Source organism: Streptomyces argenteolus, assembly GCF_042902585.1.
Taxonomy (GTDB): Bacteria; Actinomycetota; Actinomycetes; order Streptomycetales; family Streptomycetaceae; genus Streptomyces; species Streptomyces argenteolus.
Window position 1 is genome coordinate 198,804 of the sequence record NZ_JBIBEG010000011.1, and the last position, 23,483, is coordinate 222,286.

Consider the following 23,483-nt stretch of genomic DNA (forward strand, 5'->3'; position numbering starts at 1 on the left):
TCAGCGCCCCTCGTTGTCGATGGTCCGGGCGGTGCCGTCGAGGACGGACCGTCGGAGGTGCTCGGCGGCGGCTGCGACGCCGACGGAGCCGCTCACCACCTCGTCCAGGAGGTCGTCGACCAGCGCATCCGGCAGGTCGTCCGCCGCCTCGCCGTCCGGGGCGACGGGGAGTGTGTCCGGCAGGCCGCCGTCGACCGGCCGCTCCGCGATCCAGTACCGCTCCCGGGCGAAGGGGTAGGTGGGCAGCGGGACGATGCGCGCCGCCCCTGCCGGGTGGAGGCTGCCCCAGTCGATCTCGAAGCCGTGCACCCACAGGTCGAGGACCTTGGCGTACAGGCCCTTGGCCAGCCACGTCCCGACGACCGCGCTCATGTCCGCGTCGGCGGTCAGAGCCGTCAGCGCCCGGTCGGTGCGTGCGGCCCGGCCGCGGTGCACCCCGGAGGCGCCCCCGGGATCCTCCACGAAGGCCTCCAGCCGGTCCTTCAACTCGGCGAACGAGCTGACGACCGTCCCCAGCCGCTCGCTCATGGCCTCGCGTCCCACCTGCAGGGTGTACGCGACGTCGGCCGGCGAAGCCCCGGTCCGCTCCGCTTCGGCCAGCGCGCCCAGCAGGCTGCGCGCCTGGTCCCGCAGCCGCTCCTCGTCCTTGGCGGACAGGACGACCACGACGGGACCGCCGGACCGGACGGTCCCGGGGTCCGGCTGGTCGGGGACGTACTCCTCGATCACCGCGTGGGCGTTGGAGCCGCCCGCGCCGAAGGACGAGACACCGGCCCGGCGGGGCACCTCGGAGCTGACGCCGTCGACGGTGACGACGGGCCGCTTCCATTCGGCGCCCTTGCGCTGGACGACGAAGGGCGTCGCGTCGAAGTCGATGTGCGGGTTGACCTCGTCGGCGTGCAGGCTGGGGGCCAGTTCCCGGTGCCGCATCTGCAGCACGACCTTGAACACGCCCGCGATGCCGGCGGCGGCCTCTGCGTGGCCGATGTTGCTCTTGACCGACCCGATCGCGCAGTACTGCCGGTCCCCTGTGTCTCGGGAGAACGCCCGGGTCAGTCCGTTGACCTCGATCGGGTCGCCCAGCGCGGTACCCGTGCCGTGTGCCTCGACGTAGCTGATCGTGCGGGCGTCGATGCCCGCCCGGTCGAGCGCGTCCCGAACGACCCGGCCCTGGGCCACCGGATTCGGCACGGTGTAGCCGTTGGTCGTCCCGCCGTGATTGATGCTGGTGCCGCGGATGACCGCGTGGATGTGGTCGCCGTCCCGCTCGGCGTCCTCCAGCCGCTTGAGCACGAGCGCGCCCACGCCCTCCCCGGGGACGAAGCCGTTGCCGCCGGCGCCGAAGCTGCGGCACTTGTCCTCGTCGGCGAGCATCTGCAGACCGCACAGACTGACGTAGCTGGACGGATGCAGGTAGAGGTTCACCCCGCCCGCCACCGCCAGTTCGCAGTCGCCGTGCAGCAGGTGCTCGCACGCCTCGTGGAGCGCGGTCATCGACGAGGAGCACATCGTGTCGATGGGCATGCTCGGACCGTTGAGGTTCAGCTTGAACGAGACGCGGTTGGCTGCCGACCCGAAGGAGGTGTAGGGCTGGGCGGTGTCGCCTCGTTGCCAGCGTCCGGGACCGTAGAGGTTGTGTCCGGCGCGGGTGATCCCCACGAAGACGCCGACGCGGGAGCGGTGTTCGCGCTCCAGGCGGCTCCGGCTGTAGCCGGCGTGCTCGAAGGCCCGCCACGCCTCCTGGAGGAACAGCCTCTCCTGCGGGTCGATCTCCGTGGCGTCGTTCGGCGTCATCTCGAAGAACAGCGGGTCGAAGTCGGCGAATCCGTCGAGGAAGGCGCCCCACTTGCTGTAGCTCCTCCCCTTCGCCGCGGCCTCCTCCTTGTCGGGCTCGTAGAAGCCGTCGAGCGGCCACCGGTCGGCGGGTATCTCCGTTACGGTGTTCCGGCCCTCGCGCAGCACCTCCCAGAACGCGTCGAGGTTCTCGGCCTGGGGGAAGCGCGCGCTCATTCCCACGATGGCGATGCCACCGGTGCGCGCGGGGAGCGGTGCGGGGCGACCCGGCGCGCGGGCGGGCCCGGGCCGCGAGGCCGGGTCGGCCGGCGCCTGCGCGGTGACCTGGGCGGTGGTCGCCGCGGCCCCCTGTTCGGCGGCCGGATCCCGGTCCACTCCCAGGGCGCGGGCCACAGCCTCGCCCCGCTCGGTGACCAAGTACTCCGTCAGCGCCTCGATCGTGCGGTACTCGAAGAACAGAGTGCTGCTCGTCTCCCCCAGATCCTTCTTGAGGCTGGTCAGCAGCTGAAGGATGAGGATGGAGTCGATGCCGTAGGCCGACAGCTGCTCTCGGGTGTCGAGGGATCCGGCCGGGATCAGGAGGGTCCGCGCGACCAGCTCCTTCAGATAGGTGCGGACGGCGTCGCCGAGTACCGCCCCGTCCGTGAGGGCTGCTTCGGCCGGCGCCTCCGGCTGCGCGGCGGCGGCCGGTGCTCCGGTGGGAGGTACGGGGAGCGGCTCGGGCAGCGGCGGGGCCGCTGAACGCTGCTGCGCGCCGAGAGGCCGCCGGATCACCCCGTCGCTGAAGCCGACCACCACCTGCTGGCCGAGAGGGTGCGCGTCGCGTGCGGGGAACTCGACGCCTTCGAACCCCTCCCACTCCATGACCGACTGCCAGGTCTCGGGCCGCAGGCCGGGCCCTCCGGTCTCGCGCAGATCACCGTCGTGCAGCCACCAGCCGTCCAGCAGCGCGAACGTGAGCATCCCGAAGACGGTGTGGCCGTCGATCTCGTTGACGACCATGCCCCCACCGGCCCGCAGCAGCGCTTTGCTGTTGCGCAGGGACGTCCGGATCTCCTCGGTGGCGTGCAGCACGTTGGTGGCGATGACCAGGTCGTACCCGCCCTCGTCGAACCCCTGCTCGGCGGCGGGCCGGCCGGCGTCGAAGATCTCGCAGCGCAGGAACGGACTGTGCGCGCCGAACTCCCGCCGGCCGTGCAGGAGGAACGCCTTGGAGAGATCGGTGTAGCAGTACTCACCGATGTGCTGCTGGTAGGGCTGGAGCCGGCGCAGGACCGTGGCAGTGGTGCCGCCCGTTCCGGCACCGATCTCGAGGATGCGGACGCGGGCTGCGGGGTCCTGCGCGATCCTGCCCTCGACGTAGGCGACGGCGCAGTCGCCCACCACGTCGTTGAAGTAGTCGGCGATCATGTTGTTCTTGTAGATCCCCTCGACCAGCTCCAGCGAGGAGCCGGGGAAGATCACGTCTACGGCGGGGACCGTGCCGGTGAGGACGTCCGGCAGCGCGCGCAGCGTCCTGTCGACCAGGTCGACGGACGCGCGCAGTTCGGGGTCGGCGAGCCATTCGCCCCGGCGGCGCTCCCATTCGGCAGCGGTGGCGTCGGGATCGACGGGGCCCGCCGCGGTCGCCCGGTAGCGGCCCTCGGACCCGCTCGGCGTGAGCCAGCCCTGACGCGCGAACAGCTTCAGGGTCTCCGACGCCCAGCGGTCGTACTTCGCCGGCATCCCGCCGGCCTGCCGCAGGGAGTCCGCGTCGACGGCTCCCGTCCCGATCCAGCCGCGGCCGTCCAGCGCGCACCACAGGAGCCGCAGGAGCAGCTCGTCCAGCAGCCGCAACGTGGACTTGGCCTGTGCCTCCACGGTCCGAAGCTGCTCTCCGCGCGCGGGCAGCAGCGGTGTGAGCGGCTCACCGCGGTACGCCGCCGGTTCCAGCACGCGGAGCGTTTCGTGATCGCTGAAGCCCTCGAACCGCCCGGGCTCGCTGGTGTTGAGGTAGGCCATCTGCCCGAGAGGAGCGGCCAGCAGCCGCTCGACCGCGTCCATCGCCAGCGCGGGGTCGATGTCTCCGAGGCCCTCAAGCCGGTAGATGCGCTCCCGCACGTGCTCCGGCACGTCCAGGCCGCTGCCGACGGAGCCCCAGAAGCCCCAGTTGACCACCTTCACGGCGTACGGACGGGTGCCGGCGAGCCGGCGGGCCAGGGCATCCTCGAAGGCGTTGCCGGCCACGTAACTGCAGTAGCCCCTGGACGGGTTGACCGACGCGATCGAGGAGAAGAAGAGCATGAAGTCGAGGCCGTCGGCGTCGAAGACCTCCGCCATGCACATGCTGGCGTCGACCTTCGCGCTCAGGCCCTGCCGGAACTGCGGCTCGGTCGTGTTGGGCAGGCTCTGGTCCACCAGGCCGAAGACGGACTGCACCACGCCGTGGACGGTGCCGAACCGCTCCTGGATCAGGGCGTGTGCGCTCCGCAGGGAGTCCATGTCGGCGGCGTCGGCCCGGACGTACCACGGAGCCCGTCCCAGCGCGGCCAGCCGGTCGATCTCCGCCCGGATGCCGGCGTCCTCCTCCCGGCGGCCGATCCAGACGACCTGTGCCCGGTAGCGCCGGATCAGGTCCTCGCTCCAGAGCCGGCCGATGCCGCCGGCCCCGCCCAGGACGACGTAGACCCCGCCCTCCTTGTACGGCGGGTGGGCCGGTTGGGGCAGCTCCACCTGGTAGAGGGCGCGACGGAACCACTGGCCGTCGCGCAGCGCCCGCACGGTCGGGGTCGGGGCGGCGAGCAGGGCCCGGGCGGGCAGCTCGTCGGAAGCGCCCAGGTCGAAGGCGCCCAGGCGCCAGTTTGGAAATTCCTTCGCCATGACCTCGGCCAGGCCCAGCACGGCTGAGTCGGCGGGCAGCACCGGTTCGCCCTGGCGTACGGGCTGGGTCTGCCGCGTGACCACGGTCCAGCTCAGCTCCCTTTCACCGTAGCCCAGTTCGAGCAACGCCTTGATCAGGCGGAAGAACGCGATCACGCCGGCGTCGGTCCGTCGCAGCAGCGCGTCGGACTCCTCGCCCGGGTCCGTCGGGGGGAGCCACACGAGGTGGCGGACGCCGCCCGCGCCCCGCACCTGCTCGGTCAGTGACACGGTGCTCGCCGAGCCGTCGGCGACGACGTGCGCGTCGGGGCACTCGGCCGCCAGGGCGGCGCGCTCCGCCGCGCTCCCGCCCACGACGAGGGTGCCGCCGCGGACGTTCTGTCCGGGGCCCGGCTCCGGGGCCCGTTCCCCCACCCACAACGGGGCCAGCGCCAGATGGCCGGTGCCTGCCCGCGGGAGTGGCGCGGGCGTGCGGTCGGCGGGCCGGGGGGACGCGGGGCCGCGGGAACCGCCCTCCGCGGGCAGCCAGTGGCGCTGCCGTAGGAACGGATACGTCGGCAGGGGGACGCGACGGTACGTGCCGCTCTCGAAGAGCTGCTCGTAACGGAGCTGGTAGCCCTGCAGGTAGAGGGCGCATACGGCGTCCAGGTGCTCCCGGCGGGCCGTCCCGGTCACGCCCGTGGCGCACGCCCGCAGGCTGCTCTCGCCGAACTGCTCCAGAGCGCGCTGCGGGGTCACCGCGTTCTCCGTGAGGTCGGCGGTGCGCACCTCCTCCTCCCGTCCGTCCGTGAGCCAGCGGTCCAGCGACGCCGCCAGATGGGCGGTGTCGCGGACCACGCACGCCAGCCGGACCGGGCAGTGGCGCCGGCCCCGCAGCAGGGTCGCGCTGACGTCGCCCAGGTCCAGGTCGGGATGGCGGCGCACGTGCGCGGCCAGCCGTTCCGCCTGCGTCCGCAACTGCTCCGGGGACAGGGCGGACAGCACCACCAGGTGCTCCTGAGCGTGCGCGGTGTCGCGGCGCGCCGGCTCGGGGGCTTCCTCGACCACCACGTGGGCGTTGGTCCCGCTGAACCCGAAGGAGCTGAGTGCCGCGCGCCGGGGCCGGCCCGCCTCGGCCGTCCAGGGGCGGTGCTCGGTGTTGACGTAGAACGGGCTCCCCGTGAACTCGATGTGGGCGTTGCCCTGTTCGAAGTGCAGGCTGCGGGGCAGCTCGCGGTGGCGAAGGGCGAGCAGGATCTTGATGAGTCCCGCCATCCCCGAGGCCGGCGCGGCATGCCCGATGTTGGTCTTGACCGAGCCGATGGCGCAGTACTCGCGTCGGTCGGTGTAGTGGCGGAACGCGCGGGTCAGCGCCTGGAACTCGATGGGGTCGCCGAGCTGGGTGCCGGTGCCGTGCGCCTCGACCAGCTGGATGCCGGCGGGGTCGATGCCGAAGGTGTCGTAGACCTGGCGCTCCAGGCGTTCCTGCGCCTTGGCACTGGGCGCCGTGATGCCGTTGGACGTCCCGTCCTGGTTGATGCCCGATCCGCGGATCACGCCGTGGATGTGGTCACCGTCGGCGAGGGCGTCCCGCAGCCGTTTGAGCACGACGACGCCGACGCCCTCGCCGGGGACGAAGCCGTCCGCACCCTCCGCGAAGGTGTGGCACTGGCCTGTCTCCGACAGCATCCCGGCCTTGTGGGCGTTCAGATAGTAGTCGGGGGCGCACTGCACGGACACGCCGCCGACCAGGGCCGCCTCGACCTCGCCCGTCCGCAGTGCCTGGCACGCGAGGTGGAGGGCGACGAGCGAGCCGGAGCACGCCGTCTCCACGGCGATGGCGGGGCCCCGCAGATCGAGGAGGTACGACAGGCGGGCCGGGATGATCGCCGCGGCGTTGCCCCACATGGCCTGGGCCGGGGCGTCCTCGCTGGAGCCGGGCAGGTAGTCGCTGACCTGGGTGCCGATGTAGACGCCGCAGGACCGGCCTCGGAGGGCGTCGCCCGCGTGACCGGCGTCCTCCAGTGCCTTCCACGCCTCCTCCAGCACCACCCGCTGCTGGGGGTCCATATAGGCGGCTTCGAGGCCGGATATCTGGAAGAACAGGGGGTCGAACTGGTCGATGTCGTCCATCAGCGAGGCGAACCGGGGGTGGGACGCGCCCGGCGCCACGAAGGACGACATGTCCCAGCGGGAGATCTCGCCGACCATGCTGCGTCCCTCGGCGAGGTACTGCCACAACTGGTCGGTGTCCTTGGCCGTGCCGAACCTCCCGCTCATGCCGATGACGGCGACCGGCTCGCCGGCCGGGTCGGTGACCGCCGCGGGCACCGCCGCTCGCGGCAGGCCGGTCGCGGCGGGCGGGGTGACCGCGGGCACGGCTGCCACGGGCGCTGCCGGTGCGGCGGGCGGGGGTGGCGGCGGGGGAACGGCCGCCGGGACCGCAGCGGGTACCGGCGCAGCCGGGAGCGGCGCCACGTCGAGGTGGTGCTCCGCCACGTAACGCGCCAGCGCGCGCACCGAGCTGTGGTCGAAGAGGTCCGTGACGGAGAGCGAGATGCCGAGGTCGGCGCTGAGTTGCTGTGTGAGTTCGACGCCGAGGATGGAGTCCACGCCGTAGTCGGCGAAGGAGTCCTCCTCGGAGATCTCCCCCCGGTCCAGACCCAGCGACGTCTGGAGCCGGGTGACGATCACGGACCGCACCCGCTCCTCCGTGTCGTCCGCACTCCGCGGTGCGGGGTCGGACGCGCCTGTCAGCGCGCCGGCGTCGGCCACCACGATCTGGTGGCCGGCGTCGTGCACGGGAGCGGCGGGGAAGGACACGGCGCCGAAGCCCTCCTCCCCCAGCACCCGCTGCCAGGTCTCAGGGGCCAGCCCGGGGCAGCCCGGTATGCGCAGTTCGGCGTCGCCGTAGCGCCACCAGCCGTCGAGCAGTCCGAAGGTCAGGTGCAGGAACGGGGTGCGCGACGCCAGTTCGTTGAGGACCAGGGCGCCGTCCGGGCCCAGCAGGGCTCGCGCGTTCCGCGCGGCAGCCCGGACGTCGCGGGTCGCGTGCAGGACGTTGGTGGCGAGGACGATGTCGTATCCGCCTCCGCCCATTCCCTGTTCCTCCGGGGCGCGCTCCGCGTCGAACAGCTCGAACCGCAGGTACGGGTGGTCGGCGGCGAACTCCTCCCGCCCGTGGCGCAGGAAGTACTGGGAGACGTCGGTGTAGCAGTACTCCGCCATGTTCGCGCGGTAGGGCGTCAACCGGCTCAGCACCTTCTCGCTGGTGCCGCCGGTGCCGGAGCCGATCTCGAAGATGCGGACGCGGTGCTCGGGGTCGCGGTCGAGCAGGACCTCGACGCGGGTGGCCACCAGATCCGCCACGAGCTCGTTGAGCGCCGTGGCGCTGTCGCAGTCCTGGTACACGCCCCGGACCAGTTTCATCGACGACGCGGGGAAGATCACCTCGGTCGCGGCCCGTCGGCCCGCGAGAACCTCGGGCAACGCGCGGACCACCGGATCCAGCAGGTTGACGTAGGGGTTGGTGCCCGCGCTCCGCCGGCACACCTCGTCCCAGCGCTGCCACACCTCGGCACTGTCGAGACGCGCCCGGCCGGTCAGGGTGTAGCGCTCGGGGCCGTACTCCAGGTAGCCGTGCTCCGCCAGGATGCGCAAGCTCTCGGCGAGCCAGCGCTCGTAACCACCGGCGGGATCGAGGGCGGCCCTCAGGCCGGCGACCGGCCCGGCGGCGCGGTCCATCCCCAGCGTCCGCAACTGCAGCAGGAGCAGTGCGCAGAGCAGATCGTCGTCGAAGCCCCGGGCGCTGCCGGAGTCCGCGAGCACGCGTTGCAGCCGCTCGTCGACCGGCCCGTCGGACCCGGTGGGGCGGGGGGCGTCATCGGCGCTTCGAACAGCCGTGGTCTTCTCCAGGGCGAGCTGGTGGTACGGCCCGGAGAGCAGGAGGTCCAGCGCCGCCATCCCTTCGGCGGGTTCGATGGAGCCGATGCCGCTCTGTTCCATCCGCTGCTGGTACGCGGACGAGGCGACGACGCCGACGCTGCCCCAGTAGCCCCAGTTCATCACCTTCACCGTGGTGGGGCGGGTCTGCTGCCACAGCCTGGCGAAGGCGTCCTTGAAGACGCAGCCGCTCACGTAGTTGCTCTGCCCAGCGGACCGGTGGAAGGAGTTGGTCGAGGAGAAGAACAGCGCGAAGTCCAGCGGCTCGTCCGCGAAGACCTGCGCGATCCTGACGCTGACGTCCACCTTCGCGCGCACGGCGGCACGGAACCGTTCCTCCGGCATCCTGGCCACGCTCTGGTCCAGCAGCGCGAGCGCCGAGTGGACGACGCCGTTGATCTCGGGGAAGCGCGCCTTGATCCGTGCGACGGCGGACGCCAGCGACTCCCTGTCGGTGGCATCGGCCTGCAGGTACCAGGGCGCCGGACCCAGACGGGACAGTTCAGCGATCCTGTCCCGGATGGCGTCGTCCTCGGCGCGGCGGCCGATCCAGACCACCTGTGCCCCGTAGGTGCGTACGACGTGCTCGGTCCAGACCGCGCCGAGGCCGCCGGCGCCGCCGATGACCACGTAGACCCGGTCGCGCCGGTACGGGACCGCGTGCGCGGGGGGCGCGTCGGACGGCACCGGTGCCAGGACCTGCCGGAACCAGCGCCCGCCGCGGTGCGCCCAACTGCCCCCGGACGGTTCCGCCGGCAGCCGCAACGCCTCCCTCAGCACGTCGTCCCGCAGCGCCTCCACGTCGGCCGACCGCACCCGCCACCGCGGGTTCTCCTTCGCCAACGACCCCAGCAGGCCGTGCACGCCGGCGTGGGTCGGGTCGACGCGGTCGGTGTCGACGACCGACTGGCTGCGGACGGTCAGGGCGGTCCACCGCAGGTCCCGCTTGTCGTAGCCGGCGGCCAGCAGGGCCTTCGCCAGGCGGAATCCGGCGTACACCCCCGCGTCCTGGCCGGTGATCAGGTCCTCGTTCTCCGGCAGCACCGTCGTGCCTCCGCCCGCGATCCACACGACGCCGTCGTAGGGCCCACCCCGCGCGAGCCTTTCGCGCAGACCGTCGACGGTGTCCTCGGCCCGCAGCAGGACCACGTCCACGTCCTCCCCGCGCCCGGTGAGGGCAACGGCCAGTTCCTCCGGGTCCGCACCGACCAGCAGCGTCCGGCCCTGCGGCCCGTCGCCGTCCGCGGACAGGGCGGGGTCCGCCGGCTCCCAGCGCGGTTCGAGCAGCAACGGGCCCCCGGCGCAGGGCCGGGCGGGCTGCCGGGACGTCGGCGGCGGTCCGGCCACCGAGCGCAGCGGCCGGGTGCTGAAGGCCCGGAACCGCAGGCGGACTTCGCCCAGCGCGTCGCACAGGTCGACGTCGAACGTGTCGCCGCTGTCGGTGGTGCTCCGGAGCCACGCCCACATGACCGGTTCGCAGGGGCCCAGTATCTCCACCGCGTTGACCGCGTAGGGAAGGCGGAGGCCGGTGCCGTGGCGCAGGCCGATGGACGCCTGCAGTGCGGCGTCCAGCAGTCCTGGGGGCAGCACGTGGGTTCCGGGACCGTACGCGGGCGCCTCGGGCAGCGCGAGTTCGGCGAGGACCTGGGCGTCCCCCACCAGGAGTCGCCTCAGTCCCTGGAAGGAGGGCCCGTATGCGATGCCCTGGCGCCGGTAGACGAGGTACGCCTCCGTCGCGGCCATCTCGTAACGGCCGCACTCGGTCCGCAGTGTCGCGAGGTCGAGGCGCGGACGTGTCGCCGGGGCGGCGCCGGACTGGATGCGGCCCTGGCTGTGCACGACGGGCCCGTCGGCGCCGGGCGAAAGAATGCGGTAGGGGCTTCCCCCGGCGCCGTCCGGTTCCAGTTCGACGTAGAGGTCGAGCGGCGTGTCCGCGACCCTCACCGGCCGCAGCCACACGACGTCGCGGAGCGTGACCGCGACCGCCGGGGTGTCCCGCCGGGCGGGCAGCGCGGCGTGGGCGGCGCGGGCCAGCTCCAGGTGGGCGACGCCCGGCAGGACCTTCTCGCCGGCCACGACGTGGTCGCGCAGGAAGGACTCCGATCCGGTGAGCACCGTGTCGAACCGGCGGCCCGTCGCGTCGGCACGACCGGGCGCGGCGGCGAACAGGCCGCCCGGCGCGGGCCGTGTCGTGCGCGGGCGCCACAGCCGCTTGCGGGCGAAGGGGTAGCCGGGCAGCGCGACCGGGGTGGTGCGGCGGCCACCGAACAGCCGGCGCCACTCCAGGTCGTACCCCTGGCAGTACGCCCGCGCCGCAGCCCGCAGCGCGTCCCGCAGAGTGCTGTCGTCCCGGTCCGGTTCGGCTGCCGCCTCCAGCAGGCGCTCGCCGGCCCGCCGGGCCGCGGCGCCCGGTGCGAAGTCCTTGGGCACCTCGCCGGTGAAGACGTCGGGGTCCTGCCCGCCCGCACCCCGCGCACGCAGCAGGCGCACCGCCTCGGCGCGGTCGCGGGCCACCACGGCGTAGCGGTGCCGGAAGTGGGACCTGCCGTCCAGCAGTGTCGCGCCGACGTCACGCAGGCCGTGCTGGTGGCGGGGGTCCTCCAGGAAGTCCACCAGGTCGGCGACACGCTGCCGCAGCGACTCCTCGGACTTCGCGGACAGGGCCAGCAGGTGAGCGGGCATCTCCATGACCTCGTCCTCTTCGCGTACCGGGCGGCTCTCCACGACCATGTGCGCGTTGGTGCCGCTCATGCCGAAGGAGCTGATAGCGGCGATCCGTCTGCGCCCGGCGGCCTCGGGCCACGCCCGGTTCACCTTGTTGACGAAGAACGGGCTGTTCTTCCACTCGATGTACTCGTTCTCCTGGGCGCAGTGCAGGGATCCCGGGATCGTCTCGTGGCGCATGGCCTGCAGGACGCCGATGAGGCTGACGAGTCCGGAGGCGGCGAGCGTGTGACCGACGTTCGGCTTCACCGACGTCAAGGCGCAGTACTGCCGCTTGTCGGTGAAGCCCCGGAAGACGTCGTTGAGGGCGTTGACCTCGACGGGATCCCCGAGCCGCGTGCCGGTCCCGTGGGCGACCATGTACTCGATGTCGCCCGGGTCGATGCCGTACCGCCGGTACGTGTCGCGCAGCAGCGCGCTCTGGGCATCACCGTTCGGAGCGGTGATGCCGTTGGACCGGCCGTCGTAGTTGATGCCGCTCGCGCGGATGACGCCGTGGATCCGGTCGCCGTCGGCCACCGCTGCCGACAGCCGCTTCAGCACCACGACGGCGACGGCCTCGCTGAGGACCATGCCGTTCGCGCGCCGGTCGAAGGCGTAGGTGACGCCGTCCTCGGACAGCATGCCGGCCTGCCGGGTGCGGGTCAGCAGTTGTGAGGTCGTGATCAGGCTGACCCCGGCGGCGAGGGCGACGTCGGACTCGCCGTTGCGGATGCTCGCACAGGCCTGGTGCGCGGCCACCAGCCCCGACGAGCACGCCGTGTTGATGGCCATGACGGGACCGCTCAGGTCGAGCAGGTACGACAGGCGTGCGGCGAGGATGCCGTCGTGGTTGGCGGTGACGCTGCCCGCCGCGGGGTCCGGGGTGTCGTAGTCGCCCTGCTCGACCCCCACGAACATGCCGACCCTGCGGGTCGCCGCGGGCGTCCAGCCCGCGTCCTCCAGGGCGCGCCACGACTCCTGGAGCAGCAGCCGCTGGCGCGGGTCGAGGGTGCGGGCCTCGTTGGGGGAAATCTCGAAGAACAGCGGGTCGAACTCGTCCGGAGCGGACACCTGACCGACGCGGACGGCCGCGAAGGGGCTGTCGTGCGGCTCGCCCCACAGGTCGAGGCGCTCCCGGGTGACCGGGCGGACGACGTCGCGGCCCTCCGCCAGGACGGACCACAGCTCGGCGGGGTTGTCGGCGCCGGGGAACCGCCCGCTCATGCCGATGACAGCGATGGCGTCGTCGTCGGCCGTCCGCTGCCCGAGCCCGCCGGGGTCCGCGTCCGCGTCCGGTACGGGTCCGGCGGCGTGCTCCGGCCCGGTGCCGGGCCGCGGCCGGTCGGCGGGGCCCGGCTCCTCCCGCGGTGCGGCCTGCTCCGGGGCAGGAGCGGCCGGTGCGGCGGCAGGCTCGTGAGCGCCGCGGTCGCCGTAGAACGCGGCCAGGAGATCGCGGTGCTCGGTGGCGAGGTGTTCCCGCAGTTTGCGCAGCGTGGAACGGCTGTAGAAGAGGGCGGGGGTGACCTCGATGCCGTAGTGCCTGCCCAGCCCGGTGGCCAGGCCTGCGAGACTCACCGAGTCGAATCCGTAGTCGGCCAGGTTGTCGTCCTCGTAGAGCCGGTCGGGGGACAGGCCGACCGCGGCGCTGACGATCCGCCGCAGGTCGTGGGCCAGGCGTTCCTCGATGTCGGGGGTCGGCCCACCGGTCGTGCCGCCCACCGCAGCGGAGACGGCCGGCGGGGTCGCGGTCGCCTCCGGTGGCGTCGGGGTGCCGACGGGCGGCGTCAGCCCCAGGAAGCGCGCCACCCGGGTCGGCTTGCCGACCAGGATCAGGTGCTGGGGGGCGTCCTGGGACAGCAGCCGCTCGAACAGGGCGAGGCCGACCGGGGTCTCCAGGAAGTCCTGGCCGCTGGACTTCAGCAGCATCGTGGTGGTGTCGTGGTCGAAGCCCATGCCGCCCTCGCGCCACAGCGGCCAGTTGACGACCACGGTCCGGGCGGAAAGCCGGCCCGCCCGCGCCTCGGCGTCCCGGTGCCGTGCGTAGGCCATCTGGAAGCGGTTGGCGACCGCGTAGTCGCAGGTGCCGAAGTCACCGATGACGGCGGCGGTGGAGGAGAAGTAGCAGACGAAGTCCACGTCGTCGCCGGCCAGCGCCCCGTCGAGGGCCATCGTCCCGCGGATCTTGGGTTCGAGGACGTCCGCGAAGGGCCGCAGGTCCTTCCGCAGGACACTGCCCTCCCCCTGGACACCGGCCGCGTGGATGACGCCGTGCAGGGCCCCGAACCGCTCCCGCGCCTGGGCCACGGCCCGCTTCATGGCGTCCGTGTCGCAGCTGTCCGCCTGGACGTACAGGACCCGCTGTCCGGCAGCGAGGCCGCGCAGCGCCTCCTGGCGTGTCGCGTCCAGCGGGGAGCGGCCGGTCAGGACGACACTGGCCGCGTAATGCTCCACGAGGTGCCGGGCCACGATCAGCCCCAGCCCACCGCAGCCGCCGGTGATCAGGTAGGTGCCGCCGTGCCGGAGGGCGCCGGGGCGGTCCTCGTCGAGTGCGGCCTCCCGCAGGCGGCTCACGAAGCGGCCCCCCGAGCGGTACAGCGCGCTGACCGGCCGCTCCTGACGCAACTCGGCGAGCAGCCGCTCCAGCCAGGCGGCGGCGTCCGCGGGCCGCAGCGGATCGGCGGCGTCCTGGAGCACGGCCGCCACGGACAGGCCGGGCATCACCAGGCCCAGGGAACGTTCGAAGCCGAGATGTGCCTCCAGCAGAGCGCGCTCCCGGCCGTCGCGGTACTGCCCCGCCACCACGAAGCGCCCGGCCTCGACCCCGGCGCCGGCGAGTGCCTGCACCGTCAGGACGACGTCGCTGAAGTCGTCGGTGGCGGCGCCGGGTTCGAGCGCCTCCAGACTCACGACCGCGTCGATGGGCGCCGGCCCCGCCGCGATGTCCCGGAAGGCCTCCAGGTAGTCCTGTGCCACGCCGCGGCGGACCTCGTAGCGGTGCGGAGCCGGTTTCCGGAAGGCGTCGCCGTGTCCGATGAAGGCCGTGTGCAGGCCGGGGCTGAGGGCCTGGACGGCCTGCGCCACCGCCGCCTGGCGCTCCGTCCCGGTGCACAGGAAGACGATGCCCCGCGGCGCACCCGTGGTGCTCGCGTCCAGGGGCGCCGGCTCCCAGTCCTCCACGAAGGCGAGCGGCCGGGTCTCCTCCTCGGTGGCGGGGCGGGGTGCGGGCACCGGGGTGCCCGCCGCCCGCGGAGGCAGCGGCGCGAGCGCGGGGGGCGCGTCGAGCCAGTGGCGTTCCTGGACGAACGGGTAGGTGGGCAGGGAGATGCGACGCGGTTCGGCGCCACGGGCCAGGGCGGCCCAGTCGAGGGCCAGGCCCTTCACCCAGACGTTGGCCAGCTTGTCGAGACGGCCCTGTGCGAGCCACTGCTGCACCAGGTCACGCATCTCCTCGTCCGCTTCGAGGAGGGCTACGGCGTCCTTGTTCTGCCGCACGCCTCCCCGGAAGACGTTCGCGGCCTCCGGCTCACCGTCGACGAACGCGCGCAGGTGTGCCCGCAGCGCCTCCGGCCCGTCCACGACCAGGGCGAGGCGGTCCTCCATGGCCTCACGGCCGGTCTGCAGGGTGTAGGCGAGGTCCGCCGGATCGGCGTCGCGGCCGGGTCCGTCCAGCCATGTGAGCAGCCTCCGTGCCCTCTCCCGCAACCGCTCGTCGTCCTTGCCCGACAGCACGACCAGCTCCGGCCGCGGGGGCCGGGCCGCACGGCCCGGGTGCTCCTGCCCGTGCGGGTACTCCTCGATGATCACGTGGGCGATGGCGCCGTGGGCCCCGAACGACGAGACGCCGGCGATCCGGGGCAGCGACTGCTGCACCCCGTCGACGATGCGGGTGGGCCGCTCCCACGGCTCCAACCGGTGCTGGACGTAGAAGGGCGAGTTCGGGAAGTCGATGTACGCGTTCAGCTGCTCGGAGTGGAGGGAGGGCACGAGCATCCCGTGCCGCATCTGGAGCAGGACCTTGGTCACAGCGACTATCCCGGCCGCACCCTCCAGGTGACCGATGTTCGACTTCACCGAACCGATCGGGCAGTACTGCTTCTTGTCGGTGTGCTTGCGGAACGCCCGGGTCAGGCCGCTGATCTCGATCGGGTCGCCGAGAGAGGTGCCCGTGCCGTGGCCCTCCACGTAGCTGATGTCCTCGGCCGACAGCCCGGCGTCGTCCAGCGCGGCGGCGATCATGTCCGCCTGCGCCAGCGGGTTGGGCACGGTCATGCCGTTCGTCTTGCCGCCGTGCACCGTGGCGACGCCGCGGATCACCCCGTGGATGTGGTCGCCGTCCGCGACCGCCTGGTCGAACGGCTTGAGCAGGACGCACCCGACGCCTTCGCCCGGTACGTATCCGGTGCCGCCCTCACCGAAGGAGCGGCAGCGTCCGTCCTCGGCGAAGAAGTTCATCTGGCTGAGCGAGACGTACTTGTTGGGGTGCAGCGACAGGTTCGCGCCACCGGCGAACGCGAGCGTGGAGGAGCCGTTGCGGATGCTCTCGACCGCCATGGCGATCGCGTAGAGCGACGAGGAGCAGGCGGTGTCGACGGTGAGGCTCGGCCCGTGCAGGTTGAAGAAGTAGGAGACGGCGTTGGAGGCAGCGGCGCGGTCGGACAGCACGACGTCCTGTCCGCTGTACAGCTGGTACTCGTTCCACATCATGCCCAGGTAGACACCGACCTTGCGGGCCTTGTCGGGGCTCAGGGACTGCCGGGTGTACCCCGCGTCCTCCATGGCTTCCCAGGCGGCCTGGAGGAACAGCCGGCTCTGGGGGTCGGTCAGCGCGGCCTGCTGCGGCGACATGTTGAAGAACAGCGCGTCGAAGTTCTCGGCGCCGTCGATGAAGCCGCCCCACTTGCTGCTGCTCTTGCCGGGTGTCTTCTCGGCCGCGTAGTACGCGTCTTTGTCCCAGCGGTGCGGCGGGATCTCCTCGATGCAGTCCTCGCCGCGCTCCAGCACCTTCCAGAACTCGTCGAGGTTGCCCGCCCTGGGGTACCGGCCGCTGATGCCGATGACGGCCACGTCGCGCGAGCGGCCTGCGGCGCGGCCGACCGGCTCCTGCGCCCGCGCCGCCGTGCCGGGGTCGGCCGCGCCGGACCGCACCTGCGCGGACCGGTCCCGCGACGCGGGCTGCGGGGCGGGCACAGCGGCCGGGAGTGCGCTCGAGCCCACCGGCCGCGGAGCCGCCGCGGCGGGCTGCTCCACTCCGAGCAACTCGGTCAGGCGCGCTGCCTGGTGCTCGGTGAAGTACTCCGCGAGCTCCTGGACCGTGCGGTACTCGAAGAAGAGCGTCCCCGGTATGGAGGCGAAGTCCTTCTGCAGGAGCCGCATCAACTCCATGATCTGGATGGACTCGATGCCGTACTCCCCCAGCTCCGCCGCGGGGTCGAGCCGTCCCTTGGGAATCCGGAACACCTGCGACAGCCGCTCCCTGAGGTATTCGACCGTCCGGGCGAACAGCTCGCCGGAGCCTTCCCCGGCCACGGGTTCCACGGCCTGGGTGACGGTCGCGGGCTTCGCTGCGAGCGCGGCCACCGGCGCCGGCCGGAGCGCGGCCCCGGCCGGCTGCCCACCGCCGCGCTCGGCCCCCTCGACGCGCAGGACGTTCTCGATCTTCCGACGCTCGCCCTTCGTCACGACGACCTGGGTCTCCTCGGACATCAGGATCTGCAGCAGCGCCCCGATGCCCTCCTCGGTCCGCAGCCCTCGCAGACCCGAGTGGTCGCGGTAGAGGGTCTTCGCGGGACCGTCCTCGGCGAGCTCGCCGAGCATGCCGCCCTCGTCCCAGTACGGCCAGTTGACCGAGATGCTCCGGCCGTGCCGCAGCCCTTGCGCCCGCAGCTCCTCCCGGTGCTGGACGTACCCGTCGAGGAACCGGTTGGCGGCGGCGTAACTGCCCTGTCCGAAGTCACCGACGTAGGCGGCGATGGACGAGAACACGAGGAAGAAGTCGAGCGGGTGCGCGGCGGTCAGTTCGTCCAGGTGCAGCGTCCCGCGCGTCTTCGGAGCCAGTACCGCGTCGAAACCGGCCCAGTCCACGTCCATGACGCCGGTGCCGCCGATGACACCTGCACCGTGGAAGACGCCGTCCAGCGTGCCGAACCGCTTCCGGGCGGCGGCGAGCGCCGCGTCCACACCGGCCCGGTCGGCCACGTCGCAAGCGAGGTAGAGGACCTCCGCCCCGGCGGCCTCCAGTGCGGTGATCTTCTCCCGCAGTGCTGCGTCCGGCTCCCGGCGGCCGAGCAGGACGAGCCGTGCCCGGCACTGCGCGGCGAGGTATGTGCCGAGGTGCAGCCCCAGGGCCCCGGCGCCCCCGCTGATCAGGTAGACGCCACCCTCCTTCAGCGGCAGCTCCGCGGCGCCGCGCGGACCCGCGGTCCACGGCCGCAGCACCCGCTCCGAGCGGATGCCGTCGGCGTCCCGGATCTCGTGCCAGCCCCGCGGTGCGGTGCTCTCGGCCCTGCCCAGTTCCCGCAGCACGCTGTCGACGGTGGTGTCGGCGTCCCGCGCGTCGGGGATCTGCAGGCTCTCCACCCGGAACAGGTGGTCGACCACCGTCATGGCCCGGCCGAAGCCCATCAGTGCCTCGCCCGCCGCACGCTGCGGCCCTGGCTGTGCCGGCAGCACCGCCAGGTACTGGATCTCCAGTTCGGGGCCTGCCCGGTGCACGGCCCGGAACAGGTGCAGCAGACCCTCCAGCTCGATCGTGAGGTCGGAGGGGTCGCCGCTCAGCGGCCAGAAGTTGACGACGGCCCGCGGCAGCTGACCCCGATCGTGCAGCGTCCGCAGGAGCCGTTCGAAGTCCTCGGGGCTGCGGCGGTCCACGGTGAACCGGTCCGGTACCGACTCCTGGAAGGCGGTGCCGCTCCGGACCCGCACGACGCGGCCCGCGTACGTCGCCGCCAGCCGGCTCGGGCGCAGGTCCTCGTCGTCGAGGAGGAGCAGGGTGCGCCCCGCGCCCACGGGTTGCGCGTCGTGGGCGGAGGGGCTGTCCGCCCGGGCCCACCGCGGCACGTAGTAGTGCAGCTTCTCGCTCTTGTCGGCCGCGAACTCCTTGAACACCAGGCCGGTGAGGCGGACGCACTCGGTACCGCTGTCGTCGCAGATCACGAGATCGACGCTCATCGCGCCGTCCCGGGCGATCCGGTGGATGGTGGCGTGGCAGTAGGACCGGCGCGGAATGGGCGCGAACACCGCCAGCTCTTCGAGGCTGAACGGGATGCGCAGCACTCCGTCCTGCTCACCGATGCCCCGCAGGGTGTTGAGCGCCGCGTCGAACAGCGAGGGGTGCAGGGTGAAGCGGGAGTACTCCTCCTCCAGGCCGTCGTCCAGCACGATCCGGGCCAGCGCCTCGGTCTCGCCGCAGTACAGCGTCTCCATGGCCTGGAAGGTCTCGCCGTATCCGAACCCCAGGTCCCGCAGGCTCGCGTAGATCTCGGCGTGCTCGCGTCGGCCGGTGCACCGCGCCTTGATCGCGTCAAGGTCGATCGCGCCTCGCGCCCGTGCGGCCGGGTCGGCGGAGTAGCCGGCCCGGCCCTGGGAGAAGACGGTGCGCTCTCCCACGGTCCCGTCGTGGATGACGAACTCCAGCACGTCCGGTTCGAGCGGGGTCAGCTCGATGTGCACGGGCCGGGAGGCACCGTCCAGGACGACCGGACGGCCCCAGATGATGCCACGCAGGACGACCTCGTCGGAGCCGGTGGCGAGCCGGGATGCGGTGTACGCCATCTCCATGTGGGCGACGCCGGGCAGCAGGATCTTCCCGCCCACGACGTGGTCGCGAAGGAAGAACTCGTTCGCCGAGAGCTGCTTGCTGTAGCGCTGCGCCCGGAGGGTGGAGTCGTTGGTGTCCAGCAGCGGGTGCACGGTGGCGGACGCGGGCAGGGCGTGTGGTGTCGCGCCGTCGGACCTCGCGGTGTCGGCCCAGTAGGTCTCGCGTGCGAAGGGGTAGCCCGGCAATGACACGCACGGGAGCGGCCGGACGTCGAACAGGTTCCCCCAGGCCAGCTCGTAACCCTGGCAGTAGAGGTCGGCCAGGGCGCGGACCGCGTCCCGGTACCGGACGTCGTCGGCTCCCGTGCGGACCCGGCCTATCAGCTCGTTGCCGTGCTCGGTGAGCGCGTTCTGTGCACGGAAGTCCCTTCCCGCCAGCCCGCGGAAGACCTGGGGGTCCTTCTTGCCGTCGAGTATCCGCTGCAGCAGCAGCTCGGCGTCCTCGGGGGTGGCCGCGACCAGCGCACAGCGGTGCGCGAAGTGGTGCCGCCCGGCGAGCAGCGTGCTGCTGATCCGTCCCAGCCCCGCCTCCTCGGCGCCACCGGCCCGCAGGAAGGCGAGCAGGTCCTCGACCCGGGTGCGCAGCGCGTCGTCGGTCTTCGCCGACAGCGCGAGCAGGTACGAGGGCCGGGTCACCGCCGACCGCGGGGCCGATCCGTCGCCGTGGCTCTCCACCACGACGTGGACGTTGGTCCCGCTGATGCCGAATGAGCTGACGGCGCCCACCCGCTCACGCCCCGGTTGGGCCGGCCAGGGCCGGGCCTCCTTGTTGACGTGGAAGGGGCTGCGCGCCCAGTCGATGTACTCGCTCTCCTCACCGGAGTGCAGGCTGGCGGGCACCGTGTGGTGGCGCAGGGCCTGCACCAGGGCGATCAGGCTGACGACGCCCGAGGCGGCCAGGGTGTGCCCGACGTTCGTCTTGACCGAGGTCAGGGCGCAGTACCGGGTGTTGTCGGTGTAGCGCCCGAACGCCTCGGTCAGCGCGTTGACCTCGATGGGGTCACCGAGCCGGGTGCCGGTGCCGTGGGCGATCACGTACTCGATGTCGGCCGGGTCGACCCCGAACCGCTGGTACACGGAGTCGAGCAGGGCTACCTGCGCGGACTGGCTGGGCGCGGTGATGCCGTTGGTCCGGCCGTCGTGGTTGAGGCCGCTGGCGCTGATGACCGCATGCACCCGGTCGCCGTCCGCGAGGGCTTTGGCCAGCGGCTTCAGCACGACGGCGGCGATCGCCTCCCCCATCACCATGCCGTTGGCCCGCTTGTCGAATGCGTAGCAGACCCCGTCGGGCGACAGCATCCCGGCCTGGGTGGCGTGCTCGTGGAACTGGGACCCGGCCAGCAGGCTGACCCCTGCGGCGACCGCGGTGTCGCACTCACCACTGCGCAGGCTCAGGCAGGCCTGATGCACGGCGGCCAGGCCGGCCGAGCAGGCGGTGTTGACGGTCAGCACCGGCCCGGAGAAGTTCAGGAAGTAACTGAGACGGGCGGCCAGGATTCCGTCGTGAGCGGAGGTCAGCGTCTGCTCGTCCCGGGCCAGGGCCGGGTAGTCGCTCTGTTCGGCGCCGACGAACATGCCCATGGTGTTGTCCCGGAGCTGCTGCGCCCCGTACCCGGCGTCCTCCAGAGCCCGCCAGGCCTCCTGCAGCAGCAGCCGCTGCCGCGGGTCCATGTGTTCGGCCTCCCGGGGGGAGATCTCGAAGAAGAGCGGGTCGAATTCGGCTTCGCCGGGCAGCCATCCGCCCCTGACTTCCGAGGCGCCCGCGGTCCCCGCCCAGCTGCCCAGCCTGTGCGCCGGAAGCGGCGCCACCGCGTCCCGGCCCTCGGCGAGCAGTTGCCAGAACGCCTCGACCGTGCGGGCCTGCGGAAAGCGCCCGCTCATGCCGATGACGGCTATCCGGTGGTCGCGGCCGTCGTCGGCGTCGGCGTCGGGAGCCGCCGCGGGGCGGAACCCGGTCGCGGGCTCCTCTCCTTCCCCGGTGCGCGTCCGCTCCGCGGAGGCGGCGGGCCCGTCGGTGGCCGCGTACTTGCCCGATACGGAGTCACCGTACTGCTCCTCGAGCAGATGGTCCCTCAGCATCTCCAGGGTGAAGTAGGTGTAGAAGAGCGACGGCGCGACGTCGATGCCGTAGTGCTCGCTCAGCCGGAGAGCGAGCTGTGTGTTGCCGACGGAGTCGCACCCGAGGTCGGCCAGCCGGTCCGCGGGGTTGATCTCGTCGGCGGCGAGTTTCAGCACGTCGCCGACGAGGTTCCGGAGGTCCGCCTCGACCCGTTCACGGACGTCCGTTCCCGTCCGCTCGGTACGGTGCTCGGGCTCGGTCAGGTCCGCCACGCGTTCCTCCTCCGGGGGGTGTTCCGATGCGTCGCTCCGCGCGGGCAGCGGTGCCCCGGGGGCGGTGGTCTCGTCGGCGGCGTCCGGCGTGATCCAGAAGTGGCGCCGGTCGAAGGCATAGGTCGGCAGGCGGAGCCGCCGTCCCGGGACCGCCCGGAACAGTTCCGCCCACCGGCGGTTGCGCCCAGTGGCGAACGACTCCGCCAGGTCCAGCAACCGCTCGCGGTACTGGGCGGCGGAGAGGTCGGTGGCGGCGTCCAGGACGTCCTCCGCGGCGGGCTGCGGTGCTCCGGCCGGCTCACCGCCCGCAGGGGTGTCCTCGGGCTCGTGGAAGCAGTCGTCGGCTCGCCCGGTCTCCAGCAGCACGGTCAGCTTCGCGCGGAGGTCGTCCCGGTCGCGCACGACCAATGCGGTTCGGCGGGCGAGGTGTTCGCGCCCGAGGAGCAGCGTGGCACCGAGGTCGGCCAGGTCCGCCTGGGCACCGTCGCCGTCGAGCCACTCGCGTAGGTCGCGGATCCGCCGCCGGAGCGCCGTGCTGGTCCTGGCGGACAGGCAGACGAGGTAGGCGTGATGGTCCTGCGGGACGGCCGGTGCGGTGGGGGGCGCCTCTTCGAGGACGACGTGGGCGTTGGTGCCGCCGATTCCGAAGGAACTGACGCTCGCGCGGCGAGGCAGCGGCTCTCCGTCCTCCGATCGCGAGGGCTCCCACTCCTGCTGCCGGTCGGCGATGTAGAAAGGCGTGCCGTCCAACTCGATCCGAGGGTTCAGCCGTTGGAAGTCGAGCAGTCCGGGTATGCGCCGGTGCTCCATGGCGAGCAGCGCCTTGAGCAGTCCGGCGATCCCGGCGGCGGCCTCGAGGTGGCCGATGTTGGGCTTGACCGAGCCCAGCCCGCAGAAAGGATTCTCCGGCACATCCGCGGTCTCGCCGCACGCCTTGCGGAAGCCCTCGACCAGTCCCGCGATTTCGACCGGATCGCCGGTCGGCGTCCCCGTGCCATGCGCCTCCACGTACCCGATGGTGGCCGGGGAGACCCCTGCCCGGGTGATGGCGTCCGCGACGACCTGTGCCTGCGCCTCGTCGCTGGGGTAGGTCAGGGTGCGGGTCCTGCCGCTGTGGTTCACCGCGCTGCCCTTGATGACGCCGTAGACGTTGTCACCGTCGCGTAAGGCGTCCGCAAGGGGCTTGAGCAGGACGATGCCGCCGCCCTCCCCGCGGACGTAGCCGTCGGCCCGCTCGTCGAAGGGACGGCACGATCCGGTGGGCGACAGCATGCCGGCCTTGGCGAACGACGTGTGGCGGCCCGAGGTCCGGACGAGGTTGATCCCGCCGGCGAGCGCGAGGGCGCACTCTCCTTGGTGCAGCGACTGGACGGCGAGGTGGAGGGCGTGCAGCGAGGCGGATGACGCCGTGTCCACGACCACGCTGGGCCCGTGGAAATCGAAGAAGTGGGAGACCCGGTTGGCGATGACCGCACCGGCCGTTCCCGTGGAGTGATGCGCCGCGACTTCGCGCAGCTGCCGCTCCTGGAGCTCCTTGTAATCGGAGTTGAAGGACCCGAAGAACACCCCGACGTCCCGTCCGGACAGCGCTCCGGGCGCGATGGCCGCGTCCTCGATACAGGACCAGGCCAGTTCGAGCATGATCCGCTGCTGCGGGTCGGTGCTCTCCGCCTCCAGCGGGGACAGGCGGAAGAACTGCGCGTCGAAGGCGTCCACATCGTCGATCAGGCCGGCCCACCTGCTGGGGCCGGAGTGCTCCGCACCTCCACCGGAGATGTCCGCTGTCCCGACTCTCCCCATGTCCCAACGGGCCTGCGGCACTTCGCCGACCTCGGACCGGTTGTTGCTGATCACGTCCCAGAACTGGCGGTGGTTGGCCGCTCCGGGAAACCGGCACGCGACTCCGATGACGGCAATGGGGTCGTACTGCGGCATCAGTGGAGACTCCCCTTATCATTCGCGATGTTTTGGCGCAGCACAAACGACCGCCCACTACCGAACCTGGGCGCGCCGAACCGGCAGGACTTTCCCGTGGTGAGCTGTTTCCGACGGTGCAC

The 23,483-nt window shown here is 72.4% G+C and carries 1 protein-coding gene; it reads right to left on the reverse strand.

Annotated features, from left to right (window positions below):
• A complete protein-coding gene (locus ACFY8O_RS30490; protein WP_387908068.1) occupies nt 1-23,361 on the reverse strand; it encodes an SDR family NAD(P)-dependent oxidoreductase in 23,361 nt (7,786 codons plus the stop codon).
• Nucleotides 23,362-23,483 lie beyond the last annotated feature (122 nt).